Origin of the sequence: Aminobacter sp. BA135, assembly GCF_050859125.1 — a bacterium.
Taxonomy (GTDB): Bacteria; Pseudomonadota; Alphaproteobacteria; order Rhizobiales; family Rhizobiaceae; genus Aminobacter; species Aminobacter ciceronei.
Map to the genome: position 1 here is coordinate 2,617,964 of NZ_CP139572.1, position 13,576 is coordinate 2,631,539.

The following is a 13,576-nucleotide window of genomic DNA, read 5'->3' on the forward strand; positions in this document are numbered from 1 at the left end:
GAGTCCCCGACGTGAAGGACTGGTCCGCCGCGCAATATCTCAAATTCGAGGACGAGCGGACGCGGCCGTCCCGGGACCTTCTGGCGCAAATCCCGCTGGAGCGGCCGAGAAGAGTGGTCGACATCGGCTGTGGGCCGGGCAATTCGACCGAGCTTCTGGTCGAGCGCTGGCCGGATTCGGCGGTTTCCGGCTTCGACACGTCGCCCGACATGATCGAGCAGGCCAGGCGTCGGCTGCCCGATGTTGAGTTCCAGCTCGCCAATGCGCGCGACTGGACGCCCGACGAGCCCGTCGACGTGATCTTCGCCAATGCCGTGTTCCAGTGGCTGCCGGACCATCAGGCCGTTCTGGCACGCCTGATGACGCTGCTCGCCCCGGGCGGGTACCTCGCAGTGCAGATGCCCGACAATATCGGCGAGCCGTCGCATATGGCGATGCGCGAGACCGCAGCCGCAGTGCCCTTCGCCGCCAGGATCGCAGGCGCCGCCCGCGCGCAATTGCCATCGGTCGTTTCATACTATGACCTGCTCGTGCCGCTGTCGGCGCGGGTCGACATCTGGCACACCGTGTACAACCACCCGCTGGCGGACGCCGCGGCGATCGTCGAGTGGGTCAAGGGGACGGGGCTCAAGCCCTTCGTCGATCCGCTCGAACCGGCCGAGCGCGAAGCCTATCTCGCCGCCTACACGGCACGCATCGCCGCTGCCTATCCGCCCGCCGCCGACGGCAAGGTGCTGTTGCGCTTTCCCAGGATCTTCCTGGTGGCACAGCGAGCATAGGGCGGGATATCGGGGCGAGTGTTGCGCTCAGGGCGTATTCGAACGCCTCCATGTGACGTAAGCTGCACTTGGCGAGTCTGGTGGAGACGGGGACAGGACGCGCCGGGGCCCGATGGCTCCATTTTCGTCGCTGGAGCATGGGTTTTTCCGAAGCGGTAACTGCTATCGGGCATGCTTCGGGAATTCAGGCATGGACGGTCTTATGCATCGCGTCATCATCAGTGGCATCGGCGTCGAAATTCCCCAGGCAACGATCAGCAACGACGAACTTGTCGAGAGCTTCAACGCCTGGGCCGACATCGAGAACATCAGGCGCGAAGCCGCAGGGCAGGAGCCGATCAAGAAATCGGACAGTGACTTCATCGTCTATGCCTCCGGCGTGAAGAACCGGCACGTCCACACGCTCGACGGCATTCTCGACCCTGCGCGGATGACGCCGCGCATCGCGCCGCGCGCCGACGACGTCCTTTCGGTCGAGGCCGAGTTCGGTGTTGCCTCGGCACGCAAGGCGCTCGCCCATGCCGGGCTCACCGGCGGCGACATCGACATGGTGATCTGCGCCGCCTCGCACCAGCAGCGACCTTATCCGGCGATCTCGATCGAGATCCAGAAGGAGCTCGGCATCGAGGGTGCTGCCTTCGACATGAGCCTCGGCTGCTCGTCGGCGGCGGCCGCCCTGCACGTCGCTTTCAATCTCGTCCGCTCGGGCGGACAGAAGCGCGTGCTGATCGTGACGCCCGAGATCATCACCGGGCAACTCAATTTCCGCGACCGCCAGACGCATTTCATCTTCGGCGACGCCTCGGTGGCGATGGTCGTCGAGGCTATTGGACCCAAGGAGACCCGGCCGGGGCGCTTCGAGATGCTCGACACGCGCAACTGGACGCAGTTCTCCAACAACATCCGCACCAATTTCGGCTTCCTGCTGCGCACTGGTCAGGAAAACACCTCCGTCGTCGAGATGGAGGGCAACATGATCAAGCAGGTCGGCAACAAGGTGTTCAAGGAGGTGACACATGCGGCGCATCGCTTCATCACCGCCTTCCTTGCCGACCATGGCATGACACCGTCCGACATCAGGCGCTACTGGCTGCACCAGGCCAATGCGCGGATGAACGCGATGATCCTGAAGCTGGCGCTCGGCCATGACGCCGACCACGACAAGGCGCCGATGGTGCTGGAGCGGCTGGGCAACACGGCGGCGGCAGGTGCTGTCATCGCGCTCAAGGAAAATCACGAGGACATGAAGGCGGGCGACCACGGGCTGATCTGCGCCTTCGGCGCCGGCTACTCGATCGGCGGCGCGCTGGTCCGCATGATGTGAAGGGGCGACCAGGCGATCGATCAGTTCGGATGATCGCCGGGATCAGGCTTTTTGTCTGGATTTCCCGGGTCATGCCGTTCAAAGCAGCAGTCCGAAACCGAGAGGCTAGAGATGCTCGACCCGACGATGCACCGCGAGGGCGAACCTGAAATCCTGCCGGGCCGCAAATTCGCGGCGCGCGTTGCCGGTGTCTACACCGCGCCGGAGGACCATTTCGTCACCCGGGCGGTGGAAACGCTGCCGCTGACCTTCGAGGGCATCGTCGGCGATGTCCATGCCGGTCACACCAGGCGCTCCGGCGGGCGCGAGCCGTGGTATCCGCGCGGCACTGAAATGCGCAACGAGCGGCAGCTGTCGATCGTCGCACCCGACGAGATGGCGATCGTTTCCGAGCGCATGGGGCTTGCCGAGATCAAACCGGAGTGGATCGGCGCCAATCTCCTGCTCGAGGGCGTGCCGATGCTGTCGATGCTGCCTGCCGGCACCATGCTGTTCTTCAAGGGTGGCGTGACGATCAAGATCGACGGCCAGAACGCGCCGTGCCGTGTTGCCGGTCGCTCGATCGCCGAGCATGCCGGCATGGCCGACCACGACGCCGGCTCGCTGCTGTTCCCGAAAGTGTCGCGCCGCCTGCGCGGGCTTGTCGGCTGGGTCGAGAAGCCCGGCACGATATCAGCCGGCGAAGAAGTTTCAGTGCGCGTGCCGGAGCAGTGGATCTACAGGGCCTAACGGGGCAATGTGGCGCTGCTGGTCACCGCACCCGGGTCCGGTTGCTTGATAGTGGTCACCTTGTACAGTTTTCCCGCCTTGTCATAGGTCGTCCAATCGCCGACCTGGACACCTTCGGCAAAATGGCCGGAGCGGAGCTTGCTGCCGTCCTTGCGGAACCACTCCCAGTAACCATCGGCCTTGCCGTCGCGCAACTGACCGACGATCCAGAGGCTGCCGTCGCGGTGATGATGGCGATAGGGTTCTGTCGCTTCCGACATCCGCCGTATCCTCCCGGGGGGCTGAGCCTATCAGGAATAGACGACCGGCGTCGACCAGGCGGGGTCGTCGTGTTTCGCCCAATAGGCGTCTGTCAACCTCGTGGTCACAGGGCCGACCTTGCCGTCGGCGACAGCAACGCCGTCGATCCTGGTCACCGGCATGATGCCGCCGGCGGTCGAGGTGATGAACACCTCGTCGGCGCCAAGCAATGCATCGACGCTGACGTCAACGGCTTCGGCGACAAGGCCGGCTTCGGCACAGAGGTCGAAGACGCTGCGCCGGGTGATGCCGGGCAGGACGCCGGTTGCCGGCGTCGCCAGGCGCCCGTCCTTCACGGCAAAGACATTGAAGCCCGGGCCCTCGGCGACATTACCGTTGAAGTCGAGCAGCAGTGCCGTCTCGGCGTTGTTGTCATAGGCATCATAGAGGCCACGCACGAGGTCGAGCCAGTGGTAGTTCTTGATTGTGGGGTCGATCGAGGCCGGCGGGATCCGCACGCGCTGGCTGATCGACACATGCAGGCCGCGCTCTAGCTGCTCAGGATTGGCGACAGAGCCGAACGGCACGGCGAAGGCCATGAAACGGTTGGTGGCGTCGCGCGGGTCGCGGCTGAAGTTCGGCGAGGCGCCGCGGGTGCACAGCATCTCGACATAGGCCGAGCGATGCCCTGACAGCGCCACGCAATTGTGCAGGATCTCAGTGACGCCAGCCCGGTCGAAGGGGATCGACATACGGAGCCGCTCCAGCCCGTTGAAAAAGCGCTCGATATGCAGGTCGAGCCGGAAGAAGGCGCCGTTCCAGACATGGACGGTGTCGTAGGTCGCGTCCGAATGCAGGAAGCCCCAGTCGAGTACCGAGATCTTGGCTTCCGACATCGGCAGATATTGGCCGTCGAGGAAGGCGACGCCTTGGGGATAGGCATGCGCATCCACGTGGCGGGGTTCGATCGCCGGCAATTGCTGTGGCTTGACGTCCATTGTCGCTGGTTCTCCGCGTCCAGGATGATCGACCGGAGTATGCCGCCTCGCGATACGCCATTTCGGTCAAAATGCCGGGCCAGATGACGCAGGCCGATCAAAATCCCGGCCTTGCTGAAACAAGAGCAATGCAGTCGAGCTGTTTGAAGAGCGAATGACGTTATACGGCGACGCGCGGTTCGAACTTGACGCGGTCCAGCATGATCATCGAGCGGAACTTGCGTATGTTGGGATTGGAGTAGAGCCACTTGCGGGTGAATGCCTCATAGGCGTCGATGTCTTCGACGTTGACGATCACCACGAAATCGGCCCCGCCCGTCACCATGTAGCATTGGGTCACTTCGGGAGCTGCGCGCATCTGCCGCTTGAACGCGTCGACAAGATCGCGCTGCTCGGCCTCGAGGTCGATGTTGACCACCGCTGTCAGCGATTTGCCGACGGCTACAGGATCGAGGATCGAAACGTCGGCGATGATGACACCGGCATCGCGCAGGCGCTTGACCCGTCGCATGCAGGAGGCTGCCGACGAGGCGACCCGCTCGGCAAGTTCGGCGAAAGACAGCCGGTTGTCCTGTTGCAGAGCGGCCAGGATACGGCGGTCGAGCTCGTCGAGCGGCACAGCACTTCGGCTGTTGGGCTGCGTTCCGGTCATTCCAAATCCTCGTCGGCGTCGAGCAGGCGGGTGGCGCGCCAGCGGGTGAGGGTGGCGTTGACCTGGTCGATGACGAAGAAGCGGGCGGAATCGCGGTCGTAACCCTCCGAGAGCAGCTTCTCGTAGTCGGTATGGGCATGGCGGACATGGGCGACGGTCGCCAGCCACACGGCGATCGACGGCGGCAGCGTCTTCAGATGCACAGCGAGCGCGTCGGCGCGGATGGCTTCCGTGTCGGCATAGGGCGCGAGTGGCAGGAGCGCGGTCAGCGATTTGGCCACTGCACGTTGGCGGCCAGTGGAGGCTGGCATGCTCAGGCGTCCTTGGTCGGACGCGTCGCGTCCGGAATGGCGTCGACCGAAGCGAAGTAGGGTTTCAGGTCGATGACCGGTGTGCCATCCAACGCATCGATGGCATCAAGTTCAATCACGCCGTTTTCCATGTCGAGCGAGACGATCGCCGCGACGTGAAGGCCGATAGGGTTCGGTCGGGCAGGCGAGCGCAGGGCAAAAACGCCTTTCGCGTCAGAGGCATGGCGCGGTTTCTGGACAATCAGATTCCGCGGCGCCTGTTCGAACCAGCTGAGCACGATGACATGGCTGAAGCCGGCAAGGCCGGCGAGCCCGGCGCGATAGGCGGCATCGACGGTCACCGTCGCTCCACCGCCACGCTCACGCGCGTCGTTCATGTTCTTGGGACAATCCTCGCGCAACTTCCAGGGCGAGGTGACGCGGCCGATATAGGCGAGGCGGGCGTCGTCGGCGTCCGCCGCCGGATCGCAGGCCAGCGGAATTTCGCCCTCGCGTTGTTCGAACATCTTCATGTCGCCTCCCACGGTCGCGCCATTTTCTTGCCCGCATGCGACATTGGGCGTTGCAATCATTCACTGCGTCACATAAAGATATGTTTATGTCTTTTGGCGAGAACCAAAGCCGATGCATGTGACGCTCGACACCATGGTAGATACCTTGAAGGCGGCGGCCGAATCCAGCCGGCTTCGCATCCTGACGCTGCTTTCGCGCGGCGACCTGACGGTTTCCGACCTGACCGAGATTCTCGGCCAGTCGCAGCCGCGCGTTTCGCGTCATCTCAAGCTGTTGCTCGAGGCGGGGCTGATCGACCGCTACCAGGAAGGATCCTGGGCGTTCTTCCGGCTTTCCGACGCCGACCAGGCGCGCGGTTTCGTGCAGGGGCTGGTGTCAAGCATCGATACATCAGATAGCCAGGTGGTGCGCGATTTCGAGCGTCTTGATGACGTCAAGCACAAGCGCCAGGAGCGCGCGGCCCGTTACTTCAGCGCCAATGCCGCGAGCTGGGACGAATTGCGCTCGCTGCATGCACCTGATCGCGCCGTGGAAGCCGCACTCGTCAAGCTGGTCGGCAAGCGGCCGTTCCAGTCGATGCTCGACCTCGGCACCGGCACGGGGCGCCTGCTCGAAATTTTCGCCCCGATCTATCGCCGCGGCGTCGGCATCGATCAGTCGCGCGAAATGCTGGCCGTTGCCCGCGCCAATCTCGACAAGGCGGGAATTGCCAACGCGCAGGTGCGCCAGGGCGACATCTTCTCGCCGCCGGTCGAGCGCGATGCCTTCGACCTCGTGACCATCCACCAGGTGCTGCACTATCTCGACGATCCCGCCCGCGCCATCCAAGAGGCGGCGCGGCTGCTGCGCCCTTCGGGACGGCTGGTGATCGTCGACTTCGCCCCGCACGGGCTCGACTTCCTGCGCTCCGAGCATGCGCATGCGCGCCTCGGCTTCTCCGACCGTCAGATCGAGGACTGGCTGTCCGAGGCCGGGCTGGAACTCGAGGAGACGCAGGAATTCGAGCCACGCGGTTCGGCCAAGGCCAGCCTGACCGTCAAACTCTGGCTGGCGCGCGACAAGCGCCTGCTGGTCGCCGATCCCAATCCTGAACTGCAAGCCCATAGGGAAACTGCCTGATGAACCAATTTCCGCTCTCCAGGCGTTCCGACATCGGCAACAAGATCCGTGTTTCCTTCGAGTTCTTCCCGCCCAAGAACGACGACATGGAAGCGCGTCTCTGGGAGACTGTGACCCGGCTCGAGCCGCTGCGCCCGCAGTTCGTTTCGGTGACTTACGGTGCCGGTGGCTCGACCCGCGAGCGTACCGCCCGCACGGTCAAGCGCATCCTTGAGGAATCGACGCTGACGCCCGCCGCGCACATGACCTGCGTCGACGCGACCCGCGAGGAAGTCGACCAGGTGATCGCAGAGTTCGCCGCCATGGGCGTGAAGCGCTTCGTGGCGCTGCGCGGCGATCCCAAGGAGGGCGTAGGTGCTGCCTACCAGCCGCATCCCGGCGGCTACGCCAACGGCGCCGAGCTGGTCGGCGCGCTGAAGGCGCAGGGCGATTTCGACATTTCGGTTTCGGCCTACCCGGAAAAGCATCCGGAAAGCCCTGATTTCGTTACCGATTTCGACATGCTGAAGCGCAAGGTCGACAATGGCGCGACGCGCGCGGTGACCCAGTTCTTCTTCGACAATGATCTTTACGAGCGTTACGTCGAGCGCGCCCGCAAGGCCGGCATCTACATTCCGATCGTGCCGGGTGTGCTGCCGATCCACAGCTTCACCCAGGTTGCCAATTTTGCCTCGCGCTGCGGCGCCCATGTGCCGGGCTGGCTGGCCGAGCGCTTCGAAGGCCTCGACAAGGATCCGCAGACCCATGCGCTGGTGGCGTCGGCCGTGGCGGTGGAACAGGTGCTCGACCTGGTCGAGCGCGGCGTCAACGACTTCCATTTCTACACCATGAACCGCGCCGACCTGGTGGTGGCGGTGTGCCACATGATCGGCATCCGGCCGCAGCCGGTTGTGCAGGGATCGGCAGCCGCCTGACGGCAAGTTGGAACCGACTGGGCGGAATCAAAAAGGCCGGGAGGGTGATCCCGGCCTTTTCGAAGCTTCCACCTTGGAGGTGCTTTGGTCTTCCGCCGTTGAACGGCCTATGGAAGAACTCCGACAATAAGCGCGCCGATGAAGGCAAAGGCAGCGCAAATCATGACTGCATTGATTGACCTAGTCAGTCCCATGCATAGCCTCCTGTTTGCAAGCCACAGGCCGGAATCTAGGGTCATTTCGGTCACACACAAGCGAAAAATGTGCTGCATTGCGACAAGATTGTGGAAAATGCGACGCGTTTCTCACGCTTAGCCGTTGGATTTGCTTGGTAAACACACCGGCAAGGGTTGTGGAGAAATTGTGGCAAATCGATTAGCCACAACAGTGCCTTATCACCTTTTCGGAAGGTGAAAGACGGCGCTGCAGCAATCCCGAGCTGGGTATTGCTCTCCCCAATGGCAACCCGATTTCGCTTACGCGCCCGCCGGCTGGCGCCGCTTGAACAGACGTCCGTCGATGGTGACGAGCCCGAGCGCGATCAGCGCCATGCCGCCAAGCTCGAACATCTCAAGCCTCTCGCCGAGGAAGCTCACCGACAGGAGCATCGCACTTGCCGGCACGACCAGCGTGACCAGCGAGGTGTTGGTGGCGCCTGCCGACTCGACCAGCTTGAAGAACAGGATATAAGCGAAGGCCGTGGCGACGAGCGCCAGCGCGAAGGTCGCCAGCCAGGCATTGGAGCTGGCCACAAACAGGCCCGACGTGCCGTAGAGCGCAAGCACAAGCGGGATCATGATGATCGAGGAGCAGGTGAGCTGGCCGGTGGCGATGATTGCCGGCGGTATGCCCCTCAGCCGGCGCGCCACCATCAGCGCGAAGGCGTAGGAGAGAGAGGCGCCGACGAGGGCGAACTTGGCCCAGACCGGGCCGCCGAGCCCGGCGACGATGCCGGGTCCGACCATGATGGCTGTGCCGGCGATGCCCAGACCGATGCCGGCCAGCTTGTTCCAGTTCAGCTTCTCGTCGTTGGTGACGATGTTGGCGATGACCAGCGTCCAGAATGGCGTCGTGGCGTTGAGCACCGAGGCCAGGCCCGCGCCGATCTCGGTCTGGCCGAGGCAGATCAGCGTGAACGGGATGACGTTGTTGAGCACTGCGAGCACGAACAGCGTGCCGAGGTGGGGGACAGCAAGGCGGAAGGAGGGGCCGCGGAGCAGCAGGAACAGCTGCAGTGCCGCTCCCGCGATGAGCACACGGAACAGCACCAGTTTCAGCGGCGCGATCTCGGCGACCGCGATGTGTACGCAGAAGAACGACCCGCCCCAGATCGCCCCCAGAAGCAACAGCCTGGCCCAGTCGCGTGCACTCATGTCCGCTTCCTTCTTCGCTTCGTCACATTCGACAGCTACGCGCGATTCCTGGGTAGGGCCACCCGATTCCTTTGGCTGACGCAACACTCCTGCCAAGCCCTGTCGGGTTGCATCGCGGACCGCTTGGTTTAGATTTTGGCCGGCAAACGAGGAGCTTCCATGCAGCGATTCGAGAATGCACGCGAGGCAGCCCTCGCTCTTCGCCCCGATGCACCGGTCTATTGCTTCCGACCGGAAGTGCTGAAGACCGATGCACGCGCCTTCATGGAGATGTTCCCCGGCAGAACCGCCTATGCGGTGAAGACCAATGGCGAACTGATCGTGCTCAAGGCGCTTGTCGAGGCCGGCGTGACCATGTTCGACGTGGCTTCTCCAGGCGAATTCGCCGCGGTGAGGGAAGTCTCCACTGAGGCCGAGATGATCTACATGCATCCGGTCAAGGCGCAGTCCGACATCCGCCTGGCGCTTGAGACCTATGGCATCAGAGTGATCGCGGTCGACCACGAAGACGAGATCAACAAGCTGAACCGTGTCGTGCGGGCGCTCGACATCGACCCCGGCGCGACCACCGTCTTCGTGCGTGTCCAGACCAAGGGCTCGGCGGCATATGAACTGTCGAAGAAGTTCGGCGCCGGGCCGGCCAATGCGGTCGAGCTGTGCGAGCGGCTCAACCGCAACGGCTACAAGGTCGGCCTGTGTTTCCATGTCGGCAGCCAGATCGAGGACCCCGACACATATGAGCGGGCGCTCGCCTCAGTCGACTGGGTGCGTAATCGTGTGTCGTTTGACCTCGCCGGACTCGATGTCGGCGGCGGCTTCCCGGCCGAATACGGCCACGATCCGAATTCCAAGAAGCCGGCCATGCCTTCGATCGGGCAGATCATGTCGCGCTTGCGCGGCGACCTCAAGGAATACAATTTCGACGAGATGCCGCTCGTTGCCGAGCCGGGTCGGGTGATTGTGGCGCGGTGCCTGTCGCTGATCGTGCGGGTGCTGTTGCGCAAGGGCAGGCGGCTCTACATCAATGACGGCATCTGGGCGTCGCTGTCGGATTCATGGACCGGCAAGATCACGCTGCCGGCGCGCTTCATCCCCGATCCCGCGATACGCGCCCGCAACGGTGACGCCGACAAGATCGTTCCGTTCAAGGTCTGCGGCGCGACCTGCGATTCCGTCGACATCCTGTCACGGCCGTTCTGGCTGCCCGAGACCATCGACACCGGCGACTGGATCGAAATCGGCCATATCGGTGCCTACTCTTTGTCGCTGCGCACCCGTTTCAACGGCTTCTACCCCGACACCTTCGTCGAGGTGACAACGCCGTTCGACGAAGGCGACGCGCCGCAAGGCTTCGCCAGCCTGGAGACGATGGCGGCGGAGTGAGGGAAGGGAAGAGCGAACAGGCAAACAATGATCGTGGCTTGAATAGCCTTGGGCGCGTTCCGATCTACGCATCTCACCACTCGTTGCCCACCATTCGCTAAGTGACTATTCCCATGGATGTTTTCCTTCTCGGCGGCACCGGCTTCATCGGTCGCCATATCCTGCAGCGCCTGGTCGAGGGCGGCCACGATGTGATCGGCCTCGCTCGTTCCCAAGCGTCGGCTGAACGCCTCAAGTCTGCAGGTGCCACGCCGCTGCTCGGCGACCTGCGCACTCCGCGCGAATGGGCCGGCAAGCTTCCACCGGTCGATGCCGTGATCCATGCCGCTGCCGACTTCGGCGACGACATGGGCGAGGTCGAGACGACCTTGCTTGATGCGCTGCTGCCGGTGCTCGGTGCGATGCCGAAGCGGCCGCGCTTCGTCTATACCGGCGGCTGCTGGCTGTTCGGTGCGACTGGGGAGCGGGCCGCGACTGAAGACAGCCCGTTCGATCCGCTGCCGGCCTTCGGCTGGATGATCGAGAACATGAACCGCGTGCTCTTGGCGCCGGAGGTGGAAGGCACCGTGGTTCATCCGGCGATGGTCTATTCCGGCGAGGGCGGGGTGTTCTCGTCCTACATGGATGCTCTGCGCAAGGACGGCACCGTCGACGTCATCGGATCGATAGATGTCGTCTGGCCGCTCGTCCATGCCGAGGACCTTGCCGACCTCTATGTGCGGGTCATGGAGAAAGCGCGGCCTGGCTCCGTCTACAACGGTTCGGCTATTGAAGGCATGAGCGTGGGCGACATCGCCTCAGCCGTGGCGCAGCACCTGGGAATGGTGCAACCGGCAGTCCGCGCTACTGCCGTCGATGAGGCTGCGGAGCGGCTCGGCGAGTGGGCACGCGGCTATGCCATCAGCCAGCGGCTGGGCGGCGACAAGGCGCGAGCCGAGCTTGGCTGGAAACCAAGGCACGGCAGCGTGGCGGAGTTGTTTGGAAGCGAATAGCGAATAAAGAGGTTCCAACGGCAAGGCGTTGGTATCCCTCCCTATTCCCTTACAGATCCGCCAGCAGCTCGTCGGTCGGCCAACCGTCGACGGGCAGCTTGAGGCGCATCTGCTCCTGGCGGATGGCTTCACGGGTGTTGGTGCCCAAAATGCCGTCGATGCCGCCGACGTCGTAGCCTCTGTCGTGAAGCTTCTGCTGTAACGCCTTCATGGCGTCGCCGGTCAGGCCGGCGTCAGGATTGCCGCGGTCGAAGGCCGGCTGGCCGGCGAGGCGGGCAGCGAGGTGGGCTGCCGTCAGCGTGTAGGTCGCCGACTGGTTCCACTCGAGATAGACGTCGTAATTGTCATAGGTCAGGAAGGCTGGGCCCTTGCGGCCCATCGGCAGCACGATGCCTGCCTTGAGGCCGGTGTCCTTGAGCGGCGTGCCGTCGCGCATTGTTACACCCATAGCCGCCCATTTCGACAGCGGCTGTTTATTGGTGCGGCCGGTTTCTTCCCAGGCCATTTCGGCCGGTACCCGAACCTCTTCGATCCACGGCTCGCCGCGCTTCCAGCCGCGCGACTGAATCTTCTTGCCGGTCGTCAGGATGACGTCGGCGGGGGTGTTGCGCAGGTCGACGATGCCGTCGCCGTCACCGTCGACACCGCGCGCCAGATAGTCGGAAGGCAGGATCTGAGTCTGGCCGATTTCGCCGGCCCAGGCGCCCTGGACGTCGGCCGGCAGCACGTTGCGGTCGATCAGCGTGATCAGCGGGATGACCTGCGGCCGGAACAGGTCCGGGCGGCGGCAGTCATGCGCCAGCGTCACCAGCGCGTTGAGCGAGTTGAAGTTGCCCTGCACCGCGCCGAAATCGGTCTCCAGCGCCCAGAAGGCGGCAATGACCGGGCCGGGCACGCCGAATTCCTGTTCGGCCACGGTGAAATACTGGTCGTATTTCTGCAGGTTGGCGGCACCATGCTTCAGCCGGTAATCGCTGATCATGCGCTCGGAGAACTGGGTGAAGGTCTGGGCGAACACGCCCTGGGCGCGGTCGCGCTCGAGCACCTTGGGGTCGAGGGTGGCATTCGCCAGAGCCGAAAGACCCTTTTCACCAACGCCTGCGGCCCGGGCTTCGTTGGCAAGGTTCTGTTTCCAGGTGGCGAAGTCGTCGCCGCATTCCAGCGTCGCTGCCGGCGCGGCAGGGGTTACGGCAGCGGTATTCTGCGCGTTTGCCGGCATTGCGGCGGTGGCGAAAAGGGCGGCGACCAGCGCCTTGCTCAGCAGTTTCATGGGCAGCTCTCCTGCTTGACCGGTCAGGCCTTCGCTGAACGGCGAAAGCAGGCAGACGGCCAGCTCAATGTCTTGCCGCGCCTTCTACAGAACCCGGGCGAGGGCCGCACCCCCTCTTCTTGTCGCATCTGCCATGCGAAATGCGCAGCCCGGAGGTGCAGTCCGGACTATCTGGTGTTGGCGGCCAGCCACTTCTTCCAGTGGGCTTCGCTGCCGTTGAAGACGTTGATGTCGGCGTCGCCCCTGATCCCAGGCACGACACCGGTGCCGGTGTACTGCCAGAAGGTGAAGGGGTGGCTGCCATAACGCGACGTCGGGTGACCGGCGACCGAGCGCAGCCAGTAGGGATAACCGCGGAACGTCGACAGGTTGTTGTCGTCGAAGAAATCGATCGAGGTGTAGATGATCGGCTTTTTGCCGTAGTGGTTCTCGACCATTTCGAGGAAGATCTTCATCTCGCTGCGTACGGTGGCGGCAGGCGGACGCAGCTTGCAGCTCGGCGACTGCGGGTTCCATTCCATGTCGAGGATCGGCGGCAGCGACGAGCGCTCATTGGGCACGTTCTGGATGAACCAGCGCGCCTGCTCGGCGGCCGGCCGGCAGAAATAATAGAAATGGTAGGCACCGCGCGGCACGCCGGCGGATTTTGTCTCGCGCCAGTGCTCGGCGAAATAGTCGTCGACGCGGTCGCCGCCCTCGGTGGCCTTGATGAAGGCGAAGGAGATGCCGCTGCCTTTGGCCTGCGGCCAGTCGATCGAGGTCTGGTATTTCGAAACGTCGGTGCCGTGGACGGCGTAGGTCCACGGGGCGCCGCTTTCCCACTGGTGCGGATCGCTGTCGCTGAAGCGCGGGTTCTTGACCGAAACGGAGGCCATGTTGCCGGCATTGCCGACAGGGCCAAGCGACAAGGTGTCGGAGGTCGAGCAAGCGCCGAGGAAGGCGAGCAGCACAAGAGCCGAAGCGCGGCGCATTACTTCTC

Annotated in this window: 15 protein-coding genes; 7 read left to right on the forward strand and 8 right to left on the reverse strand. The window is 63.8% G+C overall.

What is annotated here, in order from left to right:
- Positions 1–11: 11 nt before the first annotated feature.
- From tam to SLT36_RS12660, 3 genes are all read left to right on the forward strand, one after another.
- Complete coding sequence (tam, locus tag SLT36_RS12650) at positions 12–779, forward strand: trans-aconitate 2-methyltransferase (RefSeq protein WP_432287873.1); 768 nt, start codon at positions 12–14, stop codon at positions 777–779.
- 202 nt (positions 780–981) lie between these two features.
- Positions 982–2,103, forward strand: a complete 1,122-nt coding sequence (locus SLT36_RS12655) for a beta-ketoacyl-ACP synthase III (RefSeq protein ID WP_432288315.1) — start codon at positions 982–984, stop codon at positions 2,101–2,103.
- Positions 2,104–2,214: 111 nt separating this feature from the next.
- Complete coding sequence (locus SLT36_RS12660; RefSeq protein WP_432287875.1) at positions 2,215–2,832, forward strand: MOSC domain-containing protein; 618 nt, start codon at positions 2,215–2,217, stop codon at positions 2,830–2,832.
- Here the strand turns inward: SLT36_RS12660 and SLT36_RS12665 are convergent.
- From SLT36_RS12665 to tsaA, 5 genes are all read right to left on the reverse strand, one after another.
- Complete coding sequence (locus tag SLT36_RS12665; RefSeq protein ID WP_432287876.1) at positions 2,829–3,092, reverse strand: toxin-antitoxin system YwqK family antitoxin; 264 nt, start codon at positions 3,090–3,092, stop codon at positions 2,829–2,831. The two genes, SLT36_RS12660 and SLT36_RS12665, sit on opposite strands and share 4 nt — an antisense overlap.
- A 30-nt stretch (positions 3,093–3,122) precedes the next feature.
- Complete coding sequence (locus SLT36_RS12670) at positions 3,123–4,070, reverse strand: aminotransferase class IV (protein WP_432287878.1); 948 nt, start codon at positions 4,068–4,070, stop codon at positions 3,123–3,125.
- A gap of 160 nt (positions 4,071–4,230) precedes the next feature.
- Complete coding sequence (locus SLT36_RS12675; protein ID WP_432287880.1) at positions 4,231–4,722, reverse strand: Lrp/AsnC family transcriptional regulator; 492 nt, start codon at positions 4,720–4,722, stop codon at positions 4,231–4,233.
- Complete coding sequence (locus SLT36_RS12680) at positions 4,719–5,033, reverse strand: DUF2293 domain-containing protein (protein WP_067960323.1); 315 nt, start codon at positions 5,031–5,033, stop codon at positions 4,719–4,721. The genes SLT36_RS12675 and SLT36_RS12680 overlap by 4 nt, the downstream gene beginning before the upstream one ends.
- Before the next feature lie 2 nt (positions 5,034–5,035).
- Positions 5,036–5,539 carry a tRNA (N6-threonylcarbamoyladenosine(37)-N6)-methyltransferase TrmO gene (gene tsaA / locus SLT36_RS12685; RefSeq protein WP_432288316.1) on the reverse strand — a complete coding sequence of 168 codons (504 nt, stop codon included), beginning with the start codon at positions 5,537–5,539 and terminating at the stop codon, positions 5,036–5,038.
- Between the two features lie 118 nt (positions 5,540–5,657).
- Here tsaA and SLT36_RS12690 point away from each other — a divergent pair, with 118 nt between their 5' ends.
- Positions 5,658–6,665: an ArsR/SmtB family transcription factor gene (locus tag SLT36_RS12690; protein ID WP_432287881.1), complete on the forward strand. Its 1,008-nt coding sequence runs from the start codon at positions 5,658–5,660 to the stop codon at positions 6,663–6,665.
- A complete protein-coding gene (metF, locus tag SLT36_RS12695) occupies positions 6,665–7,579 on the forward strand; it encodes a methylenetetrahydrofolate reductase [NAD(P)H] (RefSeq protein WP_067960329.1) in 915 nt (304 codons plus the stop codon). The genes SLT36_RS12690 and metF overlap by 1 nt, the downstream gene beginning before the upstream one ends.
- Before the next feature lie 476 nt (positions 7,580–8,055).
- Here the strand turns inward: metF and SLT36_RS12700 are convergent, their stop codons facing one another.
- Positions 8,056–8,952: a DMT family transporter gene (locus SLT36_RS12700; protein ID WP_432287883.1), complete on the reverse strand. Its 897-nt coding sequence runs from the start codon at positions 8,950–8,952 to the stop codon at positions 8,056–8,058.
- Positions 8,953–9,111: 159 nt separating this feature from the next.
- Here SLT36_RS12700 and SLT36_RS12705 point away from each other — a divergent pair, with 159 nt between their 5' ends.
- Complete coding sequence (locus tag SLT36_RS12705; protein ID WP_432287884.1) at positions 9,112–10,335, forward strand: alanine racemase; 1,224 nt, start codon at positions 9,112–9,114, stop codon at positions 10,333–10,335.
- A gap of 113 nt (positions 10,336–10,448) precedes the next feature.
- Positions 10,449–11,327, forward strand: coding sequence for an NAD-dependent epimerase/dehydratase family protein (locus SLT36_RS12710; RefSeq protein WP_432287886.1), 879 nt, complete (start codon positions 10,449–10,451; stop codon positions 11,325–11,327).
- A gap of 49 nt (positions 11,328–11,376) precedes the next feature.
- On the opposite strand, the gene SLT36_RS12715 is transcribed toward SLT36_RS12710, so the two are convergent.
- Both SLT36_RS12715 and SLT36_RS12720 read right to left on the reverse strand, forming a co-directional pair.
- On the reverse strand, positions 11,377–12,597 hold the full coding sequence (locus tag SLT36_RS12715; protein WP_432287887.1) for a lytic murein transglycosylase: 1,221 nt from the start codon (positions 12,595–12,597) through the stop codon (positions 11,377–11,379).
- A 167-nt stretch (positions 12,598–12,764) separates the two neighbouring features.
- Positions 12,765–13,568: a glycoside hydrolase family 25 protein gene (locus SLT36_RS12720; RefSeq protein WP_432287889.1), complete on the reverse strand. Its 804-nt coding sequence runs from the start codon at positions 13,566–13,568 to the stop codon at positions 12,765–12,767.
- Positions 13,569–13,576: the final 8 nt, after the last annotated feature.

Coding starts and splice junctions, on each gene's coding strand:
- SLT36_RS12655 (WP_432288315.1), top strand. CDS start 982: ATGCATCGCGTCATCATCAGTGGCATCGGCGTCGAAATTCCCCAGGCA.
- SLT36_RS12660 (WP_432287875.1), top strand. CDS start 2,215: ATGCTCGACCCGACGATGCACCGCGAGGGCGAACCTGAAATCCTGCCG.
- SLT36_RS12665 (WP_432287876.1), bottom strand. CDS start 3,092: ATGTCGGAAGCGACAGAACCCTATCGCCATCATCACCGCGACGGCAGC.
- SLT36_RS12670 (WP_432287878.1), bottom strand. CDS start 4,070: ATGGACGTCAAGCCACAGCAATTGCCGGCGATCGAACCCCGCCACGTG.
- SLT36_RS12675 (WP_432287880.1), bottom strand. CDS start 4,722: ATGACCGGAACGCAGCCCAACAGCCGAAGTGCTGTGCCGCTCGACGAG.
- SLT36_RS12680 (WP_067960323.1), bottom strand. CDS start 5,033: ATGCCAGCCTCCACTGGCCGCCAACGTGCAGTGGCCAAATCGCTGACC.
- tsaA (WP_432288316.1), bottom strand. CDS start 5,539: ATGTTCGAACAACGCGAGGGCGAAATTCCGCTGGCCTGCGATCCGGCG.
- SLT36_RS12690 (WP_432287881.1), top strand. CDS start 5,658: ATGCATGTGACGCTCGACACCATGGTAGATACCTTGAAGGCGGCGGCC.
- metF (WP_067960329.1), top strand. CDS start 6,665: ATGAACCAATTTCCGCTCTCCAGGCGTTCCGACATCGGCAACAAGATC.
- SLT36_RS12700 (WP_432287883.1), bottom strand. CDS start 8,952: ATGAGTGCACGCGACTGGGCCAGGCTGTTGCTTCTGGGGGCGATCTGG.
- SLT36_RS12705 (WP_432287884.1), top strand. CDS start 9,112: ATGCAGCGATTCGAGAATGCACGCGAGGCAGCCCTCGCTCTTCGCCCC.
- SLT36_RS12710 (WP_432287886.1), top strand. CDS start 10,449: ATGGATGTTTTCCTTCTCGGCGGCACCGGCTTCATCGGTCGCCATATC.
- SLT36_RS12715 (WP_432287887.1), bottom strand. CDS start 12,597: ATGAAACTGCTGAGCAAGGCGCTGGTCGCCGCCCTTTTCGCCACCGCC.
- SLT36_RS12720 (WP_432287889.1), bottom strand. CDS start 13,568: ATGCGCCGCGCTTCGGCTCTTGTGCTGCTCGCCTTCCTCGGCGCTTGC.